Here is a 21,603-nt window from a genome sequence, read left to right on the forward strand (position 1 = left end):
TCAAACGGTCGGGACGACGGTTGTTTCCGTTGAACGAGACGACCTCGTTCACCAATCTCCGTCATCCTGACGAAAGTCAGGATGACGGGCGGTGTGTTTCGTTAGTCGGTTCAGCGCTTGGCGAGAACCTCGCCGAACGCCTTTATCGCCGCGACCTCGTCGCCACCCCAGACGGCACCCGACACGGCGATGAAATCCGCCCCGGCCGCGATAAGCGGCGCGGCGTTCTCCGGCGTAATGCCACCGATCGCGACGCAGGGCATCTCGAACAGCGTCGACCACCAGGACAGGATTACCGGCTCCGCGCTACTCGTCGCGACCTTCGTCGTGGTCGGATAGAAGGCGCCGAACGCGACGTAGTCGGCCCCGGCCTCGCCCGCTTCCATCGCCAGATGACGGCTGCCGTGACAGCTGACGCCGATCTGCGCATTGGGCCCGAGCTGCGCGCGCGCCTCGCGTGGATCACCATCGTCCTGCCCGAGATGCACGCCGTCCGCGTCGAGCCGCTTGGCCAGCCCGATATCGTCGTTGACGATGAACGCAACGTCCCGCTCGGCGCAGATCGCACGCAAAGGCTCGCCGAGCGCGGCGGCGGCGTGCTGGTCGATATCCTTCACACGGAACTGGAACGCGGCCACCGGCCCGGCGTCGAGCGCCCGTGCCAGACGCTCGGGGAAATCGCCCCCGACGTCCAGCGGCGACACCAGATACAACTGGCACGGCGGCCGACGCATGTCGCGGCGGAAATTCTCGGCGAAATTGGGATCGAGCGGGCCCAGCGGATCTTCGAATTCGGTCATGTCCGGCCCCTAGCCTCTCATGCCGCGCCCGTCACCCCGGCGCGTGGCAGGGGTGACGAACGGGTAATGCCCGGCTTATTCCTCGTTCTTGTAGATGCGGATGATCCGGTCGAGCATCGCCAGTGCCTCGTCGCGGGGGCGCTGGAAGGTGTTGCGGCCGATGATCGAGCCGTTGCCGCCGCCGTCGCGAATGTCGCGCGCGTCCTGGAAGATCGCGTCCTCGCCCTTCGACGCGCCGCCCGAGAAGACGTTGATGCGACGCCCGGCGAAGCTCGACTGGACGACGTGCTTGACGCGGTCCGACTGCTTCGACCAGTCGGTGTTCGCGTAAAGCGGCTTGGCTTCCTTCTGCTCGATATGCGCGGTCGGCAGCTTGGTCTTGATGATGTGCGCGCCGAGCAGCGCCGCCATGTGCGCGGCATAGGCACCGACGTCGAGCGCGAGTTCCCCGTCCTTGGTCAGCTCGCCGCCGCGCGGATACGACCAGATCACCGTGGCGATGCCGACCGACTTGGCCTCTTCGCTCAACTCGCGGATTTCCTCGACGAGGTCGAAGAACTGGTCCGCGCCCGGATAGATCGTGAAGCCGATCGCTGCCGATCCCAGCCGCACCGCGTCCGACACCGTCGCGGTCACCGCTTGGTCGATAGAGGTCGCCCAGCTGTTCGAGCTATTGCACTTCAGGATCGTCGGGATCTGCCCCGCAAACGTATCCGCCCCCGCTTCGAGCATCCCAAGCGGCGCCGCATAGGCACTGAGCCCCGCATCGATCGCGAGCTGGTAGTGGTAATGCGGGTCGTACGCGGGCGGGTTCACCGAAAAGCTGCGCGCCGGGCCATGCTCGAAGCCCTGATCGACCGGCAGGATCACCAGCTTGCCGGTGCCGCCCAGCTTGCCCTGCATCAGGATGCGCGCGAGGTTCGCCTTAACCGCCGGGCTGGTCGCTTCGTATTTGTCGAGAATGGTTTTGACTTGCGGCGTGATCGTCGAGGTCATGCTGAATTCCTGTCTTAGAGTTCGAGCCAGCGGCGCAACGCGTCGTCGACCCGGGTCATGGTTGTGATGGGTATCGTACCGATGATTTTGACGATCGCATTGCGATCGAGCGTATCGAGTTTGTCGACCTGGATTTCGGTGTCGCGAGCGAGGCCGGTCTCTGGCGATGCCTCGAGCGACACGCGGAAGAGGTTTGTGCCGCTGATGACGCTCGTCAAAGGGCACAAGGATATCGTCGCGTGATCCGCGAACACGTCTGACTGCACGACGATAAAGGGTCGCAGCGTCCGGGAGGAGTCCCCCTTTCCGGCTCCGACTACGACCATGCCCCGCGTGAGTTTCATGCGGGGGACGCCGCGATCATCACGTCCCAGTCTTCGTCGATCGCGTGTCGATCCTGGGCGGCAGCTGCGAGCGACTGACGCTTGGCCTCAGCCAGGAACGCCTCGTCGTGGCGCTCGACATACCGACGCACGGCTTCGCGCGCGATATCGCTCTTGCTGCGCCCTTGGGTACGCGCAACCGCCGCGAGGCGTTCTTCGAGTTCGCTATCGAGCCTGACGCCAAGCATCCGAGTCTCCGTTTAACATGTTAAACATAGCTCGGATGCCCGCGCATTTCAACCGTGGAGCGCGGCGACCCCGGGGAGGGTCTTGCCTTCCATCCATTCCAGGAACGCACCGCCTGCGGTCGAGACGAAGGTGAACGCGTCCGCGACGCCGGCGTGGTTGAGCGCCGCGACCGTATCGCCGCCGCCGGCGACCGAGACGAGCGAACCGCCCTCGGTAAGTGCCGCCGCGGTCTTCGCGAGGGCGACGGTGGCCTTGTCGAACGGCACCGTCTCGAAAGCGCCGAGCGGCCCGTTCCAGACCAAAGTGCGGCAGTTCTTCAGCACGTCGCCGAGCGATTCAACCGCGGCGGGGCCGACATCGAGGATCATCTCGTCCGCGGCGACTTCGTGGACGTTGACGGTGCGCGTAGCGGGGTTCGGCTTGAACTCCTTGGCGACCACCACGTCGTACGGCAGGTGGACCGTGCAGTTGGCCTTGTCCGCAGCTTCCATGATCTGTTCGCAAACGCTCGCAAGCTCATGCTCGCACAGGCTTCTGCCGACATCGACGCCGCGCGCTGCGAGGAAGGTATTGGCCATGCCGCCACCGATGATCAGATGATCCACCTTGGTGACGAGATGCCGAAGCACGTCGAGCTTCGAAGACACCTTGGCGCCACCGACGACCGCGGCGACCGGATGCTCGGGCTCGCCGAGCGCCTTCTGCAGCGCGTCGAGTTCGGCTTCCATTGCGCGGCCCGCATAGGCAGGGAGCACGTGGGCTAGTCCCTCGGTCGAGGCATGTGCACGGTGTGCGGCAGAGAAAGCATCGTTGACGTACAGGTCGCCGAGGCGCGCGAAGCGTTGCACCACCGCCGGATCGTTCTTCTCTTCCCCCCCGAAGAACCGCGTGTTCTCCAGCACCGCGATGTCGCCGGGTTCGAGCATGGCAACGGCGTCATCCGCGCCCTCCCAGTCAACGTAGCGAACTTCGCGGCCGAGCACTTCGCTGTACGGCTTCACGACCTGCGACAGCGAGAACTCCGGGCTCGGCACGCCCTTGGGACGGCCGAAATGCGCGAGGACGAGGACGATCGCCCCCTTGTCGGCAAGCTCGCCGACGGTCGCGACGGTGGCCCGCATACGGGTGTCGTCGGTGACATGACCCTCGGCCATCGGCACGTTGAGGTCTTCACGAACGAGCACACGCTTGCCCTGGATGTCGCCCATATCGTCGAGCGTCTTGAATGGCTTGGTCATGGTTCTTCGATCCTGATCTCATCACCGACGGCGATACTGCCGCCCATCAAAACTCGGGTACAGGCCCCGCCGCGCCAGTCGGGCGTCAGCGCGGCAAACAATCCCGGCGCCAGTGCTTCCATGCGTTCGCACGGATCGGTGTGGCGCGTCACCTCCAGCACGACGTCCGCGCCGATGCGCAGCCGCGTGCCGGGTATCTGGGGAAGGTCGAAGCCGTCGACGAGCAGGTTCGCCCGGCGTTGGTACCACGGGATATCGTGGCCGACCTCGGCCATCGCCGCGTCCCAATCGCCGCGTTCGAGCAGCGTGACCTGGCGCCCGCCCTTGCCGCCGGGCTTCACATAACCGCGAAAGTCGCCGTGCAGGCCGGCCTCGATGGTGATCTCGACATGGTCGATGACCTCCATCGGGGCTTTCGCGCGAGGGTGACGGGCGATCCCGGCGATCGTGCCCATCAGCAGTCCATCCCAATCCCCGTCACCCCAGCGAAAGCTGGGGTCTCCCCGTTGGCGGGCGTCTCGACCCGAATAGGGAGATCCCAGCTTTCGCTGGGATGACGGTTTGGGGTGGGATAGCGGCCAGGAGAACGCAGCGTCCGTCTACCTTAGATGAACTTCGCCATCGCGGTGGCGGTATCGACCATGCGGTTCGAGAAGCCCCATTCGTTGTCGTACCAGCTGACGACGCGGACGAGCTTGCCGTCGATCACCGCGGTCTCCAGGCTATCGATCGTCGACGAGGCCGGCGTATGCTGGAGATCGATCGAGACGAGCGGCTCGTCCGACCAGTCGAGCACGCCAACCAACGGGCCGCTCTCGGAGGCCGCCTTCAGCACCGCATTCACCTCTTCACGCGTCGTGTCGCGCGAGGGCGTAAAGGTCAGGTCGATCAGCGAAACATCCGGCACCGGCACGCGGATCGCCGAACCGTCGAGCTTGCCCTTCAACTCCGGCAACACCTCGGCAACGGCGCGCGCGGCGCCGGTCGTGGTCGGGATCATCGACATCGCCGCAGCGCGAGCGCGACGCAGGTCCGGGTGGATCTGATCGAGAATCTTCTGGTCATTGGTATAGGCGTGGATCGTCGTCATCAGGCCTCGCTCGATGCCGATCGCATCGTTCAGCACCTTGGCGACGGGCGCGAGGCAGTTGGTGGTGCACGACGCGTTCGAGACGATCGTGTGCTCGGCGGTCAGCTTGTCGTGGTTGACGCCGTAGACGACCGTCAGGTCGACGTTCTTGCCCGGTGCCGAGATCAGCACCTTCTTGGCACCCGCATCGAGATGCTTCTGGCAGCTCGCCTTGTCAGTGAAGAAGCCGGTGCATTCGAGGACGATGTCGACGCCCAGCTCGGCGTGCGGCAGGTTGGCCGGGTCACGCTCGGCGGTGACGCGGATGCGCTTGCCGTCGACGACCAGTTCGTTGCCCTCGGCCGAGACGTCGCCCGGATATTTGCCGTGGACGCTGTCGCGCTTGAACAGCCACGCGTTCGACTTCGCATCGCCGAGATCGTTGATCGCGACGAGTTCGAGGGCGCCGTTCGACTGTTCGAGTACCGCGCGGGCGACGAGACGGCCGATGCGCCCGAAACCGTTGATCGCAACCTTGACCGTCATTGCCGTATCTCCGCTAACACCCGCGAGTCCGTTCCGGGCGCGCAGCCTTTGCGGGGCGGTGGGGCGCCCTGTCAACACCGTGGATCGCGGATCGGGGCGGCGAAAGCGGCTTGTCGCACACCCCGGCCATGCTATCTCGACAGCATGCCAGATACTCCAGACACGATATCCGATACGACGACCGATAAGAGTGCCGATACCGGGGCCGATGCGATACAGGACGGGGCGGCGGACACGGCGGCGGTCGATCGGATCGACGCCGCGATCGCGCGGATCGAAGCCGCGATCACCGCCCGCGCCCGCAGCAGCGATTCCCTCGCCAAACGCCACGCCGCGCTGAAAGCACGGATGGCCGAAGCCGTCGCGGCACTCGACGATGTCATCACGCGCGGGAGCCCCAACTGATGGCACAGGTCATGCTCGATATCGGCGGCCGCCCGCACGCCGTCGCCTGCCGCGACGGCGAAGAGTCGCGCGTCCGGTTGCTCGGAGCGATGCTCGCCGAACGCTGGCCGATCGCGGACCGTGCCGCCGGCGGTCTCAGTGCCGAACGCGCGATGCTGTTCGTCGCGCTGATGCTCGCCGACGACCTCGACGAAGCCGCACATCGTCCGCCCGAAGGCTCGGCGGTCAGCGAGATCGCGCTCACCCGCATCGCCGATCGTCTCGAAGGTCTCGCGGAAGCCCTTGAGCTAAGCCCGCCGAGCGCCTAGATTGGTGGTGGCGGGTTCTGCCCGGTACGAGCCTTTATTATCCCTGAGGCTATTCATCATCCATAGGGGGCTGTCCCTGTTAGGATCCTGGTCCGAAGCATATGGTCCCCACCTGACGTACCGTGCGTCAGTGGATAACCCGGCACACGGCCATGGTGGGCCCGCCACCCCACCTCCACCCCATTGCGAGGTTTCCTGCGCATGACCGGCAAGAGCGCGCTGAGAGCCTCGTTGCGCGCCGCCCGCGAAGCGCGCCCGCCCGTCGAAATTCCCGTGCCGTCAGCGTTTCTGGCGCGGTTGAAACCCGGACTGACGGTAGCTTCCTATGTTCCGTTCGGCGGCGAGGCCGATCCATCGCCATTCGCCCGCGCTGCGGTCGAAGCCGGCTGCGTCATCGCCCTGCCCCATGTCGTCCGCCGGTCGCTGCCGATGCGCTTCCTGTCGTGGGAAACCGAGGCGGCGCTGATCGCCGGACCGTTCGGACTGCACCAGCCCGCCGAGGACACGGCCGAGTTGGAACCCGACATCATCCTGACGCCGCTCGTCGGCTTCGATCGAGGCGGCAACCGAATCGGCCAGGGCGCCGGCTATTACGACCGTGCCTTCCTTGCGCACTCGAACGCCTGGCGCGTCGGCATTGCGCTGTCGGTGCAGCAGGTGGATACTCTGACCCCAGACCCGTGGGACGTCCCGCTCCACGCCATCGCCACCGAACTCGAATGGATCACGCCATGACGCCAACCTGGCGCAAACCCGTCGGTATGCTTGGCATCTTGCTCCTGATCCTGGTGTGGTGCTTGGCCATCGTCAGCCTGTCGAACATCGTTGGTAGCTGGCACTGGCTGGGGCAGTTGGTGTTCTACCTGTTTACCGGCCTGATTTGGATCGCACCGTTGAAGCCGGTCCTGCGCTGGATGGAGCTCGGGCGGTAAAGTAGCCCTGCCTGCCGTCTCCCAGAGCCGTTGCGCTCCGCTGCCCCCCGGCCCCTACCGTTCGTCCTGAGTAGCCATCGAGTAGCCGCGCAGCGGCGTATCGAGGGGGCGTATCGAAGGACAGGTTGGCGCGCGGAACCCATGCTTCGATACGAGCCCTCGATACGCTCCTGACGGAGCTACTCGGTCTCTACTCAGCACGAACGGAAAGGGGCTGGTGGTTCCGGATAATCTACGGAACAGAATGCTCTCGGCATCCAAAACTTTGAAGGGTCTCGGCCACCCCATCAGGGTGGCGCGAGTGACGGGACTCGAACCCGCGACCTCCGGCGTGACAGGCCGGCGCTCTAACCAACTGAGCTACACCCGCATTCCCAATGACGAACCTTAGCGTCCCAAGGGACACGCGGGAAGGCTCGTCAAAACCTCGACACTATCTCGAACCATCTACCCGGTCAGGGCAAACGATGGCGCGAGTGACGGGACTCGAACCCGCGACCTCCGGCGTGACAGGCCGGCGCTCTAACCAACTGAGCTACACCCGCTGAAACAGCGTGGAGGCGGCAACTAGGCGAGGGTTCGGATACCGTCAACCCAAATTATCCGCCAGTTTCACGTTGTGCCTCGGGCGGGTCGCCACGACGGCGGTTTCGCCCGGTCTTGGGCTGCACCAGCGTCCCGTGCTCGAACAGGAACCCGGCGATATCGGGCTTGCCAGCGGCCTTCACGATCGTCTGGATGATGATTAGCAGCGGAACCGCGAGCAGCGCGCCCGACGTGCCCCACACCCATCCCCAGAAGCTCAGCGAGATCAGGATCAGCAACGGACTGATCGTCAACCGGTGCCCGACCACGAACGGTGTGATCGCGTTCGCCTCGACCAGGTGCAGCCCGTACATCAGCGCCGGCGGCAGCATCGCCATCCAGATGTCGGAGAACGTCATCAGCCCCCCCAGCGCGAGCAGGAACGCACCGATCACTGGCCCGAAATACGGGATGTAGTTGAGCAGCGCGACGATCCCGCCCCACATCGCCGGATACGGCATGCCGATGAACCACAGTGCTATACCGGTGATGATCCCGAGCACGATGTTGATCAGCGTGATCGTGCCGAGATAGGCGGACACGTCGTCGACGATATCCTGGATTACGCGGGCGGTCGCCATCGCCCCGTCGAAGCTGGTCCGCCCGGTGATCGTCTGCCGTCGCATCCGCGTCCAGCCCGAGAGGAAGAAGAACACGATCAGGACACCGAACAGGAACTGTACGATAACCGCCGGCGCCGACGTCGCCGCGAGTTCGAGGATCGAGCCCGGCGCGGCTACGCCTGCGGTCGCCGGCTGCTTGATCGGCGTCGATGCGACCTGCCGCAGCGTCTTGTTCACGTATTTCTCAAGGCTCGAATACAGGTCGAGCAGCGGCGCGAGGTTGCTCTGGATCCGATCCAGTCGCGTCGGCAGCAACCGGAAGAAGTCGGTCGCAGGCACTAGGATCGCAGCGATCGCGATGTTCGCCGCGATCAGAAAGACGAGGATGCACAGGATCGCGGCCAGCGGAGACGGCACATGGCGCCGCTCGAGCCATTCCAGCACCGGCACGAGCGCGACGGATATCACGAGCGCGATCGTCAGCGGCAGGAAGAACTCCGCCCCCGATTTCAACGCGAACGGCGTGGCGAGGATCAACCCGACACCCGCGGTCAACGTCAACGCCGCGAGCAAACGGTCGCGCCGCTGCGCAATTCGCATCGCATCCTCGACCCCGACCGCTATCGGCAGCCCGAACGCACTCTCGGCCGGCGGACCTTCCGCAACGACGCCGTCCCCGCCCCCCGGCTGGTGCGTTTCCTGGCGAAGACCCTCGTCCGTCATGGCAATTCCTTTGCCACTCCCATCCCGTAATCCCGGCCGGCATTCAAGCGGCGCGCGGTGCCAGCGCGATGGAATTCCTAGAAAAGACCGCGTTATATCCGATCATGTCTGGATCCGGAGACACCCGCTCTCCGTCATCGTGACGAAAGCCAGGACCCAGAGCCCAAAAGCGCTACCTTCCGTTACTCCAGATCCTGACTTTCGTCAGGATGACGGAGCAGTATCAGGTACGGTCTCCTACGCCGACACCCCCACCCGGTCCTCGAACAGCACCTGGAGATCCCTCTTCAGGATCTTTCCGTTCGCGTTCCGCGGCAGAGTCTCGTGGACGAAGCGCACCGCCACCGGCGTCTTGAACGCCGCCAGATGCTGCCGCACCCAGCCCTGCAACTCCGCCTCGCTCGTCACTGCTCCCGGCGCCAGGTGCACCACCGCGGCCGGCTCTTCGCCGAGAATCCGGTGCGGGATGCCGATCAGCGCCGCGTCCGTAACTGCGGGGTGCGCGTACAGGACGTTCTCCACCTCGCTGGAGTAGATGTTCTCGCCACCACGGATGATCATGTCCTTGGCGCGGTCGACGATGTAGCAGAAGCCTTCGTCGTCGAGGCGGGCAAGATCGCCTGTCCGCACCCAGCCGTCGACAAAGGTCGAGGCGGTCGCGTCGGGCTTGTTCCAATAGCCCTTCACGATCATGGGGCCGCGTGCCCAGAGTTCGCCGACTTCGCCCAGAGCCATCTCCGTCACGCCGTCGTCCGCGACGATCTTCAGGTCGGCCGCCGCGACCGGAGGCCCCGCGCTGGTCGGGCGGTTGAGGTAATCCTCGCCGCCATGATGCGTGACGGTCGCCATCGTCTCGGTCATGCCCCAGCCATTGCCGGGCATTGCGCCGAACTCGGCATGGATGCGCTTCACCAGTTCGGGCGCAGCGGGTGCTCCACCGTACGCGATCGATTCGAGCGACGAGAGGTCGTATTTCTCGCGGTCGGGATGCTCAAGCAACTGCCACGCGATCGTCGGCACGCCGCCAGTGATGTTGACCTTCTCGCGCTCGATGATCTCCATCGCTCGCAAGGTGTCCCATTTCCGCATGAAGATCATCGTGCTGCCGGTCGCGATCACCCCCATCATCCCCGCCGAGCAGGCGGTGACGTGAAACAGCGGAATCACGGTCAAGGTCACGCGCGGCGTCGGTTCCGGCGGCGCCTCACCGCGGCGCAGGAACGACCGCGCGGACGAATAGCCGCCCGACAGGATGTTCGACATCATGTTGCGGTGCGTACCGAGTGCCCCCTTGGGCGCGCCGGTGGTGCCGCTGGTGTAGAAGATCGTCGCATCGTCGTCGGGCGCAATGGTCGCCTCGGGCAAGCCGACATCAGGCAACGCGGCCCAGTCGTGCGGCGTGCCGATCACGTCCTCCAGCCGCGTCACTATCCCCGTCAATGGTTCTGCGGCGCGTGCGACGAACACGTGCTCCAGCGCCGGCAGCGTCGCGTAGGCCGCTTCCAGCCGGTGATGCCGCTCGTCGTCGGTGATCAGTACGCGCGCGCCCGAATCGGCGAGGCCGTATTCCATCTCCGCGCCGGTCCACCACGCGTTGAGCGGCACCATGATCGCGCCGATGCTCGCGCCCGCAAAGAACGCGACCGGCCATTCGGGGAGGTTGCGCATCGCCAGCGCCACGCGGTCGCCAGCGCCGATCCCCATGTCGCGTAACCGGTGCGCCAGCACCGCGATCGCGCGAAAATTCGCCTCGTAGGTTACGCGCTCGTCCTCATACGCGGTGAACACGCGGTCGCCATGCGCGCGTGCCGCCTCGGCCAGCCACCTGAGCGACGGCGGCGCGTTCTTCCAGATGCGCGTCGCGATGCCGTCGATCGTGATCGTCTCCATCTCGAACTTCGCGCCGGGCGCGGTCAGCATTCGCTCGGCATCGGCGAGCGACATCGCGGGCCAGGAGGGATCGAGTGCGATGATCGGTTCGTTCGCCAAGACCGGTTGACTCCAGAGTTGAATTTCGGGTTTGGCTTATCGCCTGTTCGAAGACAGGTTATAGTTGATTCCTGCCGCACTCAAGGCAATAGAGGCACCAAGTTCGAACTAGGGGTATGGAGCGGGTCATGACACGGACGGTCGAATCGTGAAAATCGCTGAACCTGCCTCGCGCGGCTTCGATGCGAGCCGATTGGCGGCGATCGATACGCTGCTCCGGACGCGCTACATCGATTCGGGCAAGCTGCCGAACGCGCAATTGCTGATCGCGCGCGACGGCGAGATCGTCCATTTCTCGAACGCGGGCGCGGCGCGTGAGGGCGGCAAGAGCGTCAACGAAGGATCGCTGTTCCGGATCGCATCGATGACCAAGCCGATCACCTCGGTCGCGTTCATGATGCTGGTCGAACAGGGACTCGTCGCGGTCGATACGCCGGTCCATCACGTGCTGCCCGAGTTCAAGGATATCGCGGTCTATAATGGCGGCGGCGGCGGCGTGCCGTTCGTAACCAAGCCGACCGCCGAGCCGATGCGGATGGTCGATCTGCTGCGCCATACCTCGGGGCTGACCTATAGTTTCCAGAACCGTTCGAACGTCGACGCTGCCTATCGCGAGGGCAAGATCGAGAGCTGGCACGGTGGCCATGACCTCGACGGCTTCATCGGCGCACTGGCGAAGATCCCGCTCGAATTCTCACCCGGCACCGCGTGGAATTATTCGGTCGCGACCGATGTGCTCGGCGCGGTCGTGCAGCGCGTGTCGGGCCTGCCGCTCGACCAGTTCTTCAGGGAGCGCATCTTCGCGCCGCTGAAGATGGACGACACCTTCTTCCAAGTTCCCGCCGACAAGCTCGATTGGTTGACCGACTGCTACACGCTTGTCGCGGGTAAAGGCCGCGTGATGTACGATCGCGGTGCCGAGAGCGCCTGGAGCCGCGCGCCGAAGCTTCTGTCCGGCGGCGGCGGGCTCGTTTCGACCGCGCTCGATTACCACAGGTTCAATACAATGCTGCTAAACGGCGGCGAACTCGACGGTGCGCGGATCCTCGGGCGCAAGACGCTCGACCTGATGACGCAGAACCACCTGCCCGGAAAATCCGATCTCGCGACGATGTCGAAGTCGCTGTTCAGTGAGGCGTCGAACGCGGGCACCGGGTTCGGGCTCGGCTTCGCGATCACCGACGACGTCGCCAAGACGATGGTGCCGGGATCGCAGGGCGAATATTACTGGGGCGGGATGTTCTCGACCGCGTTCTTCGTCGACCCGGTCGAGCGCCTATCGATGGTGTTCATGACGCAGCTTTCGCCGAGCAGTTTCTATCCCATCCGCCGCGAACTGAAGACGATGATCTACGCGGCGATGACCTGAGTTTCCGTTCTCCTGCGAAAGCAGGAGTCCAGTATCACGCAGGGCTGCCGATGCGGCCCTGGGCTCCTGCTTTCGCAGGAGAACAAGGAGAATATGATGACCTCGTCAACGAACACTGGCCCGATCCGCACCGAACGCCATGACGACGTGCTCGTCATCATCTCGAACAACCCTCCCGTCAACGCGCTCGGCGCCGCGGTCCGACAGGGCCTCGAGGCCGCGATCAAGGAAGGCGTGAACGACGACAGCATCACCGCGATGGTGATCCGCTGCGACGGCCGCACGTTCTTCGCGGGCGCCGACATCACCGAGTTCGGCAAGGAGATAGTCGAGCCCGGCCTGCCGACCGTCGTCGACATGATCGAGGCGTCGTCGAAGCCCGTCGTCGCGGCAATCCACGGCACCGCGCTCGGCGGCGGCTGCGAGGTCACGCTCGGCTGCCATTACCGCGTCGCCGTCCCGTCGGCGAAGATCGGCACGCCCGAAGTGAAGCTCGGCCTGCTCCCCGGCGCGGGCGGCACGCAGCGTATCCCGCGCATCGCCGGCGTGAAGCTCGCGCTGGAGATGACCGCGAAGGGCGATCCGATTTCGGCCAAGAAGGCGCTCGACGCCGGCCTGATCGATAAGATCGTCGGTGAGGACTCGCTTGAGGCCGATGCCATCGCGTTCGCGCGTGAGATCGCCACCAAGCGCCCCCTGCCCCGTGCGTCCGAGAAGACCGCGCAGGCCGATCCCGATGCGGTGGCTGCGTTCAAGAAGGAGAATGCGCGGCGTTTTCGCAACTTTGACGCGCCTGCTGCGAACATCGCCTGCGTCGAGAAGGCCGCCGACGGCTCCGGCTTCGAGGAGGGCATCGCGTTCGAGCGCCAGGAGTTCATGAAGCTCATGATGGGCGTGCAGTCGGCCGCCCAGCGCCACATCTTCTTCGCCGAACGCCAGGCCGCCAAGATCGACGACGTTCCCGCCGACACCAAGCTACGCGAGATCAAGCGCGTCGGCGTGATCGGCGCGGGCACGATGGGCGGCGGCATCTCGATGAACTTCCTGTCGGCGGGCATCCCCGTGACGATCGTCGAGATGCAGCAGGATGCGCTCGACCGCGGCACCGGCGTCGTGCGCAAGAACTACGAGGCGACCGCCGCGAAGGGTCGGATAAAGCCCGAGCAGGTCGAACAGGCGATGGGCGCGCTGAAGCCGACGCTCGACTTCGCCGATCTCGCCGAATGCGACCTGATCATCGAGGCGGTGTACGAGACGATGGAGGTGAAGAAGGAGATCTTCACCAAGCTCGACGCAATCGCCAAGCCCGGCGCGATCCTCGCGTCGAACACCTCGTACCTGAACATCGACGAGATCGCCGCGTGCACCAAGCGGCCCGAGGACGTGGTCGGCATGCACTTCTTCTCGCCCGCCAACGTCATGAAATTGCTGGAGGTCGTACGCGGGGAAAAGACCGCCGACGACGTGCTGGCGACAGTCATGGCGCTGGCCAAGAAGATCAAGAAGGTCGCCGTGGTGGCGGGCGTCACTTATGGGTTTATCGGCAACCGCATGCTGATGCCGCGGCAGGTCGAGGCGACCAAGCTGCTGCTGGAGGGTGCGAGCCCGGAGCAGATCGACAAGGTCCACGTCGCGTTCGGCATGCCGATGGGGCCGTTCCAGATGAGCGATCTGGCGGGCGTTGACATCGGCTGGCACCGCGATCCGAGCCGGATCGAGAACATCCGCGATGCGCTGGCCGCGGAGAACCGCTGGGGCCAGAAGACCAAGGCGGGGTTCTACGATTACGACGAGAAGCGGACGCCGTCGAACTCTGCGCGGGTCACCGAGATTATCGACGATTTCCGCAAGAAGTCGGGCGTGACGCCGCGCGAGATCAGCGACGAGGAGATCGTCGTGCGGACGCTCTACACGATGGTGAACGAAGGCGCGCTGATCCTCGAAGAGGGCAAGGCACAGCGTGCGTCGGACGTCGATGTGGTGTGGATCTATGGCTATGGCTGGCCGGTGTACCGTGGCGGGCCGATGTTCTGGGCGCAGTCGGAGGGCTTGGCGAAGGTCGTCGCGGGGCTCGAGAAATACGGGTTCCCGGTGGCGAAGTCGTTGAAGGATGCCGCGGCATCGGGCGGTCGGTTGAAGTGATCGGTCGCGGTCGTTTCTTTCGGGCAACCGCACGCTGATGGAGCGGTCCGCGCTCCAGACCGCGGCGGCGATCCGTGCGGGCGAGACGACCGCGCTCGCCGAATGCGACGCGGCGATCGCGCGGATCGAGGCGCGCGATGGTGCGATCAATGCCGTCGTCGTCCGCGATTTCGCGCGGGCGCGGGAGGCTGCACGCGCACTCGATGCGGAAGGTCCCGATGACCGGCCGCTGTTCGGCGTGCCGATGACGGTCAAGGAATCGTTCGACATCGCCGGCCTGCCGACCAGTTGGGGCGTCGAGATCCACCGCGACAACATCGTCGACCGCGATGCTGTCGCCGTAACACGGCTGAAGGCGGCGGGCGCGGTGATCCTCGGCAAGACCAACGTGCCGGTGCGGCTGAGCGACTGGCAGGCGGACAACCCGATCCATGGCCGGACGAATCATCCCATCGATCCGACGCTGACACCCGGCGGATCGTCGGGTGGTGCCGCGGCGGCGCTCGCATCAGGGATGGTACCGCTCGAGCTCGGGTCCGATATCGGCGGCTCGATCCGCGTGCCGGCCGCGTTCTGTGGCGTCTGGGGGCACAAGCCGACCTATGGCGCCTTGTCCGATATCGGCCACCGCGTGCCCGGCACCGACGGGGCGAGCGCGGTTCTCGGCGTCATTGGTCCGTTGACGCGCAATTCAGAGGATTTGGCCGTCGCGCTCGACATCCTCGCCGATCTGCCATTGCCCCGCCCGCGCGTCGATCTTGCCCGGCCGCGCGTCCTGTTGCTGACCGCACATCCCGCGGCGCGCGTGGATGCGTCGATCGTGTCGGCAATCGAGCACGTCGGCGAGGCGCTGGCCCGCTCGGGCGCAACCGTATCGCATGCGCCGCCGCCGATCGATCTCGCCGCGCAACACGCCGACTACATGCGGATGCTCGGCATCGCGATGACCCGCGGCGGCCCCGCCCGCGACGGCAAGGTCGCGACGCTGTCGCACTGGTTCGACCTGCTCGATTCGCAGGCGCGGATGCAACGCGCCTGGGGTGCGCTGTTCGAGCGGTTCGACGCGGTGATCGCGCCGGCGAGCGGCGTGAACGCCTTCCCGCACATCGCCGAGTGCAACGTCGCGCGGCGCACGCTGTCGATCGACGGCGAGGATACCCCGTTCGGCGTCCAGTTCGCCTGGGCCGGGCTCGCCACCTTCCCCAATCTGCCCGCGACCAGCGTGCCTGTCGGGATCGACCCGCGCGGCCTGCCGATCGGCGTGCAGGTCATCACCAACCGTTACCGCGACCACGACGCGATCGCCGTCGCCGCGCTGTGTAATCGACTAAGCAGGAGCTGATCCGATGTCCGACCTCGATACTTTCCGGTCCGAAACGCGTGCGTGGCTCGCGGAGAATTGCCCGCCCGAGATGCGCAAGCCGGTGCGCTCGGAGGACGACGTCTGCTGGGGCGGGCGCCAGTTCAAACCGTCGTCGCCCGCGCAGAAGGAGTGGCTCGACAAGATGGCCGCCAAGGGCTGGACCGTGCCGGATTGGCCCAAGGCGTATGGCGGCGGTGGATTGTCGCCCGCAGAGACGAAGATCCTTCGCGAAGAGATGGCGGCAATAAAGGCGCGCAACCCGCTCAATTCGTTCGGGATTTCGATGCTTGGGCCGGCATTGCTTAAATACGGCACCGAGGAGCAGAAGCTCGATCACCTGACCAAGATCGCGCGCGGTGAGATCCGCTGGTGCCAGGGGTATTCGGAGCCGAATGCGGGGTCCGATCTTGCCGGGCTCGCCACATCGGCGGAGGACAAGGGCGACCATTATCTCGTCAACGGACAGAAGGTGTGGACCTCCTATGCCGACAAGGCCGACTGGATCTTCTGCCTCGTTCGCACCGACAAGACCTCGAAGCAGGGCGGCATCAGCTTCGTACTGTTCGACATGGCCTCGCCGGGCGTCTCGACCAAGCCGATCCTGCTGATCAGCGGCAATTCGCCGTTCTGCGAGACGTTCTTCGACAATGTCGAGGTGCCCAAGGTCAACCGCGTCTACGAAGAGAACAAGGGCTGGGACGTCGCGAAGTATCTGCTCGGGCATGAGCGCGAGATGATCTCGGGGATGGGGCTGGCGTCGAGTGGCGGCAATCCGCTGATCGACGGCGCGATCGCGACCGTCGGGCTTGGGCATGACGGGCGGCTGGCCGATCCGCTGCTGCGCGCGTCGATCGCGTTGTTCGAGGTGCGCGCGAAGGCGTTCGGGGCGATGTCCGAGCGGTTCATCGACGAGCTGAAGGCGGGCAAGGCGCATCCCGCGCAGCCGAGCATGATGAAGTACTACGGGACCGAGCTGAACAAGGGCCGGTACGAACTGATGATGGCGGCGGGCGGCTCTGATGCGCTCGAATGGGACAGCGATCGGTCGCGTGGCGGTGCGATCCCGCGGTCGTGGCTGCGGACCAAGGCGAACTCGATCGAGGGCGGGACGAGCGAGATCCAGCTCAACATCATCGCCAAGCGGATCTTGGAATTGCCGGCGTAATCCCCTCGCCCCTTCGGGGAGAGGGTGCCGCAGCGAAGCGTAGGCGGGAGAGGGGCAGTGAGGCTCGGACGATCCGACCCAACAGCCCCGCTCCCCAACCCTCTCCCCGACGGGGCGAGGGAGCAGAAGGACGAAGACATGCCATTGTATCTAGACGACGACCAGACCGTCCTTCAGGACACCATTCGCGATTTCGTCGCGGAGCACGCGCCGGTGAGCCACATGCGGGCGTTGCGCGATGCCGACGACGCGACCGGCTTCTCGCGCGACCTGTGGAAGCAGTTCGCGGAGATGGGCTTTACCGGCATCCTGATCGGCGAGGACCAGGGCGGGCTCGGGCTCGGGCATGTCGAGGCGGGCGTGGTGCTGGAGGAGATCGGTCGCAACCTGTCCCCCTCCCCGTTCCTCTCCACCGCGGTAGCCGCCGTCGAAGCGCTCAAGGGCACGGGGCAGGCCGAACGCTGGTTCCCGGGCATCATCGCCGGCGAGACTGTCGCCGCGCTCGCGATCGACGAGGGCGCCAAACACCGCGACACCGTGACGATGACTGCCGAACGTTCAGGCAACGGCTTCAAGCTGACCGGCGCCAAGCGGTTCGTCACGCACGGCCACACCGCCGACCTGATCATCGTCGCAGCGCGCACCGCGGGGTCGGACAACGACACAGACGGTATCACGCTGTTCGCCGTACCGAAGGATGCCGCAGGACTGACGGCAAACGCCGAACGCCTCGCTGATTCGAGCTTGGCCGCGCGGCTCGAATTCGATGGCGTCGAGGTCGATGCGGATGCGGTGATCGGCGAGGTCGATGCGGGCCGGACGCCGCTCGATCGCCTGTTGCGTGCAGTCCGGACCGGGGCGTCGGCGGAACTGCTCGGCGTCGGCGGTGGCGCGATGGACATGACGATCGGCTACATGAAGGAGCGCAAGCAGTTCGGGACGCTGATCGGCAGCTTCCAGGCGCTCCAGCACCGTGCCGCGCATCTGTATTCGGAAATGGAGGTGGCGCGCGCTGCCGTGCTGAAGGCGCAGCAATTGCTCGACCAGGGCAACGACCGCGCCGACGAGGCGGTCTCGGTGGCCAAAGCGATGACCGCGCTGGCGACCACGCTCAGCGTACAGGAGGGCATCCAGATGCACGGTGGCATCGGCATGACCGACGAGTACGACATCGGCTTCTACATGAAGCGCGCGCGAGTGCTCTCCGAGATGTTCGGGGATGCGAACTTTCACGCCGATCGGCTCGCGGTAGCCGCCGGGTATTGACCGTAGGTTGTACCCCCGCGAAGGCGGGGGCCCAGACTGGGCACCCGCCTTCGCGGGTGAACAAGGAGGTCAGATGCCTGCCGATACTGCTGAAGTAACGCCCGAAGCACTCGCCCAAGGTCTCGTCGACCTGCTTGAGATCGAGGAAGTCGATACCGATCTCTATGTCGGCAAGCGTCAGCCCGGCGGAGTCGGCCGCGTGTTCGGCGGGCAGGTCATCGCGCAGGCGCTGCAAGCCGCACAACGCTCGACCGAAAGCCCCAAGGCAGCCCACTCGCTCCACGCGTATTTCATGCGCCCGGGCAACGAGGACTATCCGATCGTCTATCGCGTCGTCCGCGATTTCGAAGGTCGCAGCTTCGCGACGCGGCGCGTGATCGCGATGCAGAAGGGCCAGCCGATCCTTAACATGGCGGCGTCGTTCCAGATGCCGGAGGAAGGCCTGCACCATCAGGACGCGATGCCCGACGTGCCGGCGCCCGAAACGCTCCGCTCGGACCGCGATCTGCGGCTCGAGAACATCGACGGCATTCCCGAGAAATTCCGCGCGCACATGTTGCGCTGGCGGCCGATCGAGGTGCGCCCGGTCAACCCGCGCAGTTGGATCAACCCGGCCCCGCAGGAGCCCAATTACGCCAACTGGTTCCGCCTCGTCGCGCCGATCGGTGACGATCCGGCGATGCACCGCGCGGTTCTGGCCTATGCGTCGGACATGGCGCTGCTCGGCACCGCACTCCTGCCACATGGCAAGAACTGGATCACGCCGGGGCTGCAGACCGCCAGCCTCGACCATTCGCTTTGGCTGCACGAGGATTTCCGCGCCGACGACTGGCTGCTGTATGCCTGCGACAGCCCATGGTCGGGCCACGCGCGCGGCTTCAACCGCGGCAAGATCTTCGTGCGCGACGGTCGCCTCGTCGCCAGCGTCGCGCAGGAGGGTCTTATCCGGATGCGCAAATAGCCCCGCGCGTCATCGGGGTTACTTGCGCGTCCAGACCTTCTCGCCGCCGATCCAGGTCTCCTGCACGACCGTGGCGCGCAGGTCGGTCGGCGACGCCATGGTCGGATCGCGGTCGACGATGATGAAGTCCGCACGCTGTCCGGGAGCGAGCGCACCGAACTGCTTATCGGCAAACCCCGCATAGGCCGCCGCGCCGGTCATCGCCCACCACGCCTGTTCGCGCGTCACCAGCTCCTGCGGTTGCCATCCGCCTTGTGGCTGACCATCGGCATCCTGCCGCGTGAACGCCGCCGCCCAAGTCGCGAACGGATCGGGCTTCTCGACCGGGAAGTCGGTCCCGAACGCGAGCTTGGCGCCGTTGGTCAGCATCGACTTCCACGCATAGGCGCCCGCAAGCCGGTTCGGCCCGAGCCGTGCCTCGGCCATCGTCCGGTCGCTGGTTTCGTGCGTCGGCTGCATCGAGGCAATCGTGCCGAACTTGCCGAACCGCGGCAGGTCGGTCGGATCGACGACCTGCGCATGCTCGATCCGCCAGCGACGGTCACCGGTATAGGTCTCGCTCTCGACCTGGATCGCGTCGAGCACCATCTGGTTGGCCCTGTCGCCGATCGCATGGACCGCGACCTGATAGCCGTCCATCGCCGCCCGGCTCATCTGGTTCTGGAGCTGGTCGTCGGTCACGAAACCCAGCCCCGACTGGCCGGGCGCGTCGGCATAGGGCTTCAACAGCCACGCGCCGCGCGAGCCGAGCGCACCGTCGGCATACAGCTTCACGCCACCCATCCTCAGGCGATCGTTATACAGCCACGGCGTCGGCCCCTTGCCGCCGATCCGGCTCGCGGTCTCGACGCCCAGCGCATAGCTCATGATACGGACGCGTAACCCGCCGATGTCCGCCATCCGGCGATAGGTCAGCCAGTCGTCGAGCGTCGTGCCCATGTCGGCGACCGCAGTGACGCCGTAGCGCAGCAGGATGCTCTGCGCCGTCAGGAAGGCGGCATCGCGTTCCTTGGGGAGCGGCTGGGGGACGACCTTCTCGATCAACGCCTGCGCGCCATCGACGAACACGCCTGCTGGCGCGCCGCCGGTCTTCTCGATGCGACCGCCGGGAGGCGAGACGGTCGCGGCGGTGACGCCGGCCTCGCGCATCGCCTCGCGGTTCGCCCAGCCGGCATGCCCATCGGCACGCGACAGCCAGATCGGGTGCCCGCCCGAGACGGAGTCGAGGTCGGCGGCGGTCGGGAAGCGGCCAAGCCCCCACGCCTCCTGGTTCCAGCCGCGCCCGATCACCCATTTCCGGTCGGGGTTGGCGGCGACATACGCCGCGATCCGCGACTTGGCCTCCTCGAGCGACTTGGTCATCGACAGGTCGAGCGACAGCGCGCCGAAACCCATCTCGATGACATGGCCATGCGCGTCGACGAAACCCGGCAGCACGGTCTTGCCGCCCATGTCGATCCGCCAGTCGTAGAGCGGCTTGCCGGCGTTTTTCTTCAATTCCTTGCGGCTGAGCTTGGGCGCTTCCTCGCCCGGCGGCACGAGCCGCGTGACCTTGCCATCCTTGTCGATCAGGATCGCCTTGAAGTGGATCACGCGACCACCGTCGGCGACCGTGATGCCGTTGACGTTGTCGACGATCCCGTCCGCAAGCGCGGGGGTCGAGAGCAGCGCGATCGCGGCTGCGGAAACCATCAGACGCATCACTTCGGCAATCTCCGTACCAGCGCGCTCGTATCCTGCCGAGCGCCACCCATAGCCTGCACATCCGCGTAGAACTGATCGACCAGCGCCGCGACTGGCAGCACCGCGCCGTTGCGCCGCGCCTCGTCGAGCGCCAGCCCCAGATCCTTGCGCATCCAATCGACCGCGAAGCCGAAATCGAACTCGTCCTTCGCCATCGTCGGCCAGCGATTGACCATTTGCCAGCTCTGCGCCGCACCGCCCGAGATCGCCTCGAAGACCTTGTCGAGATCGAGTCCGGAGTTTTGCGCGAACCGCAGCGACTCGGCGACGCCCTGGATCACCCCGGCGATCGCGATCTGATTGCACATCTTGGTCGTCTGGCCCGCGCCCGCCTCGCCGACATGAACGATCCGCGCGGCATAGGCCTGCATGAAGGGTTCGGCCTTCGCCATCGCCTCCGTGGAGCCGCCGCACATGATCGAGAGCTTGCCGTTCTCCGCGCCAGCCTGCCCGCCGGACACCGGCGCATCGACCACCAGCGCACGCTCGCCAGCCAGTCGCCGCGCGATCGAGGCCGAGACGGTGGTGTGATCGACGAACACCGCGTCGTCGCGCATCGCCGCGAACGCACCGTCCTCGCCTAACGTGACCAAGGCCAGATCGTCGTCATTGCCGACGCACGCGAATACCGCATCGGCATTCTTCGCCGCGGCGGCGGGCGTTTCCGCCACCGAGCCGCCATATTTATCGGCCCATGCCAACGCCTTGGCGTGAGTCCGATTATAGACGGTGACGTCGTGCCTTGCCGCGGCGAGGTGCCCCGCCATCGGCGCGCCCATGACGCCGGTTCCGATGAATGCCAGTTTTGCCATAGCCTCCGCGCATAAGCGGTGTTTCCCACGCGCGCCAGATGGTCTAGCGGGTCGGA

General features: G+C 65.7%; 21 protein-coding genes and 2 tRNA genes. 10 read left to right on the plus strand and 13 right to left on the minus strand.

Features of this window, described 5'->3' with window-relative positions:
- Positions 1 to 110 precede the first annotated feature (110 nt).
- From thiE to gap, 7 genes are all read right to left on the minus strand, one after another.
- Positions 111 to 800, minus strand: a complete 690-nt coding sequence (gene thiE / locus H8S47_RS02390) for a thiamine phosphate synthase (RefSeq protein WP_187502339.1) — start codon at positions 798 to 800, stop codon at positions 111 to 113.
- 75 nt (positions 801 to 875) lie between these two features.
- Positions 876 to 1,796 carry a class I fructose-bisphosphate aldolase gene (locus tag H8S47_RS02395; protein WP_187502340.1) on the minus strand — a complete coding sequence of 307 codons (921 nt, stop codon included), beginning with the start codon at positions 1,794 to 1,796 and terminating at the stop codon, positions 876 to 878.
- Between the two features lie 14 nt (positions 1,797 to 1,810).
- Positions 1,811 to 2,140: a type II toxin-antitoxin system PemK/MazF family toxin gene (locus tag H8S47_RS02400; RefSeq protein WP_187502341.1), complete on the minus strand. Its 330-nt coding sequence runs from the start codon at positions 2,138 to 2,140 to the stop codon at positions 1,811 to 1,813.
- Positions 2,137 to 2,367 carry a type II toxin-antitoxin system RelB family antitoxin gene (gene relB / locus H8S47_RS02405; RefSeq protein WP_187502342.1) on the minus strand — a complete coding sequence of 77 codons (231 nt, stop codon included), beginning with the start codon at positions 2,365 to 2,367 and terminating at the stop codon, positions 2,137 to 2,139. Before relB ends, H8S47_RS02400 begins: the two co-directional genes overlap by 4 nt.
- A gap of 48 nt (positions 2,368 to 2,415) precedes the next feature.
- The gene (locus H8S47_RS02410; protein WP_187502343.1) at positions 2,416 to 3,606 is read right to left on the minus strand and encodes a phosphoglycerate kinase; all 1,191 of its coding nucleotides are present in this window, start codon (positions 3,604 to 3,606) and stop codon (positions 2,416 to 2,418) included.
- Complete coding sequence (locus H8S47_RS02415; RefSeq protein WP_187502344.1) at positions 3,603 to 4,061, minus strand: MOSC domain-containing protein; 459 nt, start codon at positions 4,059 to 4,061, stop codon at positions 3,603 to 3,605. The genes H8S47_RS02410 and H8S47_RS02415 overlap by 4 nt, the downstream gene beginning before the upstream one ends.
- Before the next feature lie 149 nt (positions 4,062 to 4,210).
- Positions 4,211 to 5,221 (minus strand): type I glyceraldehyde-3-phosphate dehydrogenase, encoded by a 1,011-nt coding sequence (gap, locus tag H8S47_RS02420; protein ID WP_187502345.1) that lies wholly within the window; start codon positions 5,219 to 5,221, stop codon positions 4,211 to 4,213.
- Positions 5,222 to 5,365: 144 nt separating this feature from the next.
- Between gap and H8S47_RS02425 the strand changes: the two genes are divergently transcribed.
- The 4 genes from H8S47_RS02425 to H8S47_RS02440 all read left to right on the plus strand — a co-directional run bounded on the left by H8S47_RS02425 (position 5,366) and on the right by H8S47_RS02440 (position 6,866).
- Complete coding sequence (locus H8S47_RS02425) at positions 5,366 to 5,626, plus strand: hypothetical protein (protein WP_214654910.1); 261 nt, start codon at positions 5,366 to 5,368, stop codon at positions 5,624 to 5,626.
- On the plus strand, positions 5,626 to 5,934 hold the full coding sequence (locus tag H8S47_RS02430; protein ID WP_128452890.1) for a cell division protein ZapA: 309 nt from the start codon (positions 5,626 to 5,628) through the stop codon (positions 5,932 to 5,934). The genes H8S47_RS02425 and H8S47_RS02430 overlap by 1 nt, the downstream gene beginning before the upstream one ends.
- Before the next feature lie 201 nt (positions 5,935 to 6,135).
- The gene (locus tag H8S47_RS02435; RefSeq protein ID WP_187502346.1) at positions 6,136 to 6,669 is read left to right on the plus strand and encodes a 5-formyltetrahydrofolate cyclo-ligase; all 534 of its coding nucleotides are present in this window, start codon (positions 6,136 to 6,138) and stop codon (positions 6,667 to 6,669) included.
- Positions 6,666 to 6,866 (plus strand): DUF2842 domain-containing protein, encoded by a 201-nt coding sequence (locus H8S47_RS02440; RefSeq protein ID WP_187502347.1) that lies wholly within the window; start codon positions 6,666 to 6,668, stop codon positions 6,864 to 6,866. Before H8S47_RS02435 ends, H8S47_RS02440 begins: the two co-directional genes overlap by 4 nt.
- 293 nt (positions 6,867 to 7,159) lie before the next feature.
- Here the strand turns inward: H8S47_RS02440 and H8S47_RS02445 are convergent.
- From H8S47_RS02445 to H8S47_RS02460, 4 genes are all read right to left on the minus strand, one after another.
- Positions 7,160 to 7,236: transfer RNA gene (locus tag H8S47_RS02445), tRNA-Asp, on the minus strand.
- Between the two features lie 98 nt (positions 7,237 to 7,334).
- Positions 7,335 to 7,411, minus strand: a tRNA-Asp gene (locus H8S47_RS02450).
- A 54-nt stretch (positions 7,412 to 7,465) separates the two neighbouring features.
- Entirely contained in the window at positions 7,466 to 8,614 is a 1,149-nt protein-coding gene (locus tag H8S47_RS02455; protein WP_187502433.1) for an AI-2E family transporter, read from the minus strand.
- A 360-nt stretch (positions 8,615 to 8,974) separates the two neighbouring features.
- Entirely contained in the window at positions 8,975 to 10,681 is a 1,707-nt protein-coding gene (locus H8S47_RS02460) for a class I adenylate-forming enzyme family protein (protein WP_187502434.1), read from the minus strand.
- Positions 10,682 to 10,874: 193 nt separating this feature from the next.
- Here H8S47_RS02460 and H8S47_RS02465 point away from each other — a divergent pair, with 193 nt between their 5' ends.
- The 6 genes from H8S47_RS02465 to H8S47_RS02490 all read left to right on the plus strand — a co-directional run bounded on the left by H8S47_RS02465 (position 10,875) and on the right by H8S47_RS02490 (position 18,992).
- Positions 10,875 to 12,095, plus strand: coding sequence for a serine hydrolase domain-containing protein (locus H8S47_RS02465; protein ID WP_187502348.1), 1,221 nt, complete (start codon positions 10,875 to 10,877; stop codon positions 12,093 to 12,095).
- Positions 12,096 to 12,191: 96 nt separating this feature from the next.
- A complete protein-coding gene (locus H8S47_RS02470; protein WP_187502349.1) occupies positions 12,192 to 14,237 on the plus strand; it encodes a 3-hydroxyacyl-CoA dehydrogenase NAD-binding domain-containing protein in 2,046 nt (681 codons plus the stop codon).
- A gap of 37 nt (positions 14,238 to 14,274) precedes the next feature.
- Positions 14,275 to 15,579 carry an amidase family protein gene (locus tag H8S47_RS02475; RefSeq protein WP_187502350.1) on the plus strand — a complete coding sequence of 435 codons (1,305 nt, stop codon included), beginning with the start codon at positions 14,275 to 14,277 and terminating at the stop codon, positions 15,577 to 15,579.
- Between the two features lie 4 nt (positions 15,580 to 15,583).
- Positions 15,584 to 16,765 carry an acyl-CoA dehydrogenase family protein gene (locus H8S47_RS02480; RefSeq protein WP_120300063.1) on the plus strand — a complete coding sequence of 394 codons (1,182 nt, stop codon included), beginning with the start codon at positions 15,584 to 15,586 and terminating at the stop codon, positions 16,763 to 16,765.
- Between the two features lie 138 nt (positions 16,766 to 16,903).
- Positions 16,904 to 18,031, plus strand: coding sequence for an acyl-CoA dehydrogenase family protein (locus H8S47_RS02485; protein ID WP_187502351.1), 1,128 nt, complete (start codon positions 16,904 to 16,906; stop codon positions 18,029 to 18,031).
- Positions 18,032 to 18,104: 73 nt separating this feature from the next.
- Positions 18,105 to 18,992, plus strand: a complete 888-nt coding sequence (locus H8S47_RS02490; RefSeq protein WP_187502352.1) for an acyl-CoA thioesterase — start codon at positions 18,105 to 18,107, stop codon at positions 18,990 to 18,992.
- An 18-nt stretch (positions 18,993 to 19,010) separates the two neighbouring features.
- On the opposite strand, the gene H8S47_RS02495 is transcribed toward H8S47_RS02490, so the two are convergent.
- Together H8S47_RS02495 and H8S47_RS02500 are read right to left on the minus strand one after the other, a co-directional pair.
- Positions 19,011 to 20,693, minus strand: coding sequence for an amidohydrolase (locus H8S47_RS02495; RefSeq protein WP_398456791.1), 1,683 nt, complete (start codon positions 20,691 to 20,693; stop codon positions 19,011 to 19,013).
- Positions 20,693 to 21,547 carry an NAD(P)-dependent oxidoreductase gene (locus tag H8S47_RS02500; RefSeq protein WP_187502353.1) on the minus strand — a complete coding sequence of 285 codons (855 nt, stop codon included), beginning with the start codon at positions 21,545 to 21,547 and terminating at the stop codon, positions 20,693 to 20,695. The genes H8S47_RS02495 and H8S47_RS02500 overlap by 1 nt, the downstream gene beginning before the upstream one ends.
- Between the last annotated feature and the right edge of the window lie 56 nt (positions 21,548 to 21,603).

Source organism: Sphingomonas albertensis (genome assembly GCF_014358075.1).
GTDB classification, from domain to species: domain Bacteria; phylum Pseudomonadota; class Alphaproteobacteria; order Sphingomonadales; family Sphingomonadaceae; genus Sphingomonas; species Sphingomonas albertensis.

Excerpts from the sequence above, each read along its gene's own strand:
- thiE (WP_187502339.1), bottom strand. The coding sequence starts at position 800 with ATGACCGAATTCGAAGATCCGCTGGGCCCGCTCGATCCCAATTTCGCC.
- H8S47_RS02395 (WP_187502340.1), bottom strand. The coding sequence starts at position 1,796 with ATGACCTCGACGATCACGCCGCAAGTCAAAACCATTCTCGACAAATAC.
- H8S47_RS02400 (WP_187502341.1), bottom strand. The coding sequence starts at position 2,140 with ATGAAACTCACGCGGGGCATGGTCGTAGTCGGAGCCGGAAAGGGGGAC.
- relB (WP_187502342.1), bottom strand. The coding sequence starts at position 2,367 with ATGCTTGGCGTCAGGCTCGATAGCGAACTCGAAGAACGCCTCGCGGCG.
- H8S47_RS02410 (WP_187502343.1), bottom strand. The coding sequence starts at position 3,606 with ATGACCAAGCCATTCAAGACGCTCGACGATATGGGCGACATCCAGGGC.
- H8S47_RS02415 (WP_187502344.1), bottom strand. The coding sequence starts at position 4,061 with ATGGGCACGATCGCCGGGATCGCCCGTCACCCTCGCGCGAAAGCCCCG.
- gap (WP_187502345.1), bottom strand. The coding sequence starts at position 5,221 with ATGACGGTCAAGGTTGCGATCAACGGTTTCGGGCGCATCGGCCGTCTC.
- H8S47_RS02425 (WP_214654910.1), top strand. The coding sequence starts at position 5,366 with ATGCCAGATACTCCAGACACGATATCCGATACGACGACCGATAAGAGT.
- H8S47_RS02430 (WP_128452890.1), top strand. The coding sequence starts at position 5,626 with ATGGCACAGGTCATGCTCGATATCGGCGGCCGCCCGCACGCCGTCGCC.
- H8S47_RS02435 (WP_187502346.1), top strand. The coding sequence starts at position 6,136 with ATGACCGGCAAGAGCGCGCTGAGAGCCTCGTTGCGCGCCGCCCGCGAA.
- H8S47_RS02440 (WP_187502347.1), top strand. The coding sequence starts at position 6,666 with ATGACGCCAACCTGGCGCAAACCCGTCGGTATGCTTGGCATCTTGCTC.
- H8S47_RS02455 (WP_187502433.1), bottom strand. The coding sequence starts at position 8,614 with ATGCGAATTGCGCAGCGGCGCGACCGTTTGCTCGCGGCGTTGACGTTG.
- H8S47_RS02460 (WP_187502434.1), bottom strand. The coding sequence starts at position 10,681 with ATGTCGCTCGCCGATGCCGAGCGAATGCTGACCGCGCCCGGCGCGAAG.
- H8S47_RS02470 (WP_187502349.1), top strand. The coding sequence starts at position 12,192 with ATGACCTCGTCAACGAACACTGGCCCGATCCGCACCGAACGCCATGAC.
- H8S47_RS02475 (WP_187502350.1), top strand. The coding sequence starts at position 14,275 with ATGGAGCGGTCCGCGCTCCAGACCGCGGCGGCGATCCGTGCGGGCGAG.
- H8S47_RS02480 (WP_120300063.1), top strand. The coding sequence starts at position 15,584 with ATGTCCGACCTCGATACTTTCCGGTCCGAAACGCGTGCGTGGCTCGCG.
- H8S47_RS02485 (WP_187502351.1), top strand. The coding sequence starts at position 16,904 with ATGCCATTGTATCTAGACGACGACCAGACCGTCCTTCAGGACACCATT.
- H8S47_RS02490 (WP_187502352.1), top strand. The coding sequence starts at position 18,105 with ATGCCTGCCGATACTGCTGAAGTAACGCCCGAAGCACTCGCCCAAGGT.
- H8S47_RS02495 (WP_398456791.1), bottom strand. The coding sequence starts at position 20,693 with ATGCGTCTGATGGTTTCCGCAGCCGCGATCGCGCTGCTCTCGACCCCC.
- H8S47_RS02500 (WP_187502353.1), bottom strand. The coding sequence starts at position 21,547 with ATGGCAAAACTGGCATTCATCGGAACCGGCGTCATGGGCGCGCCGATG.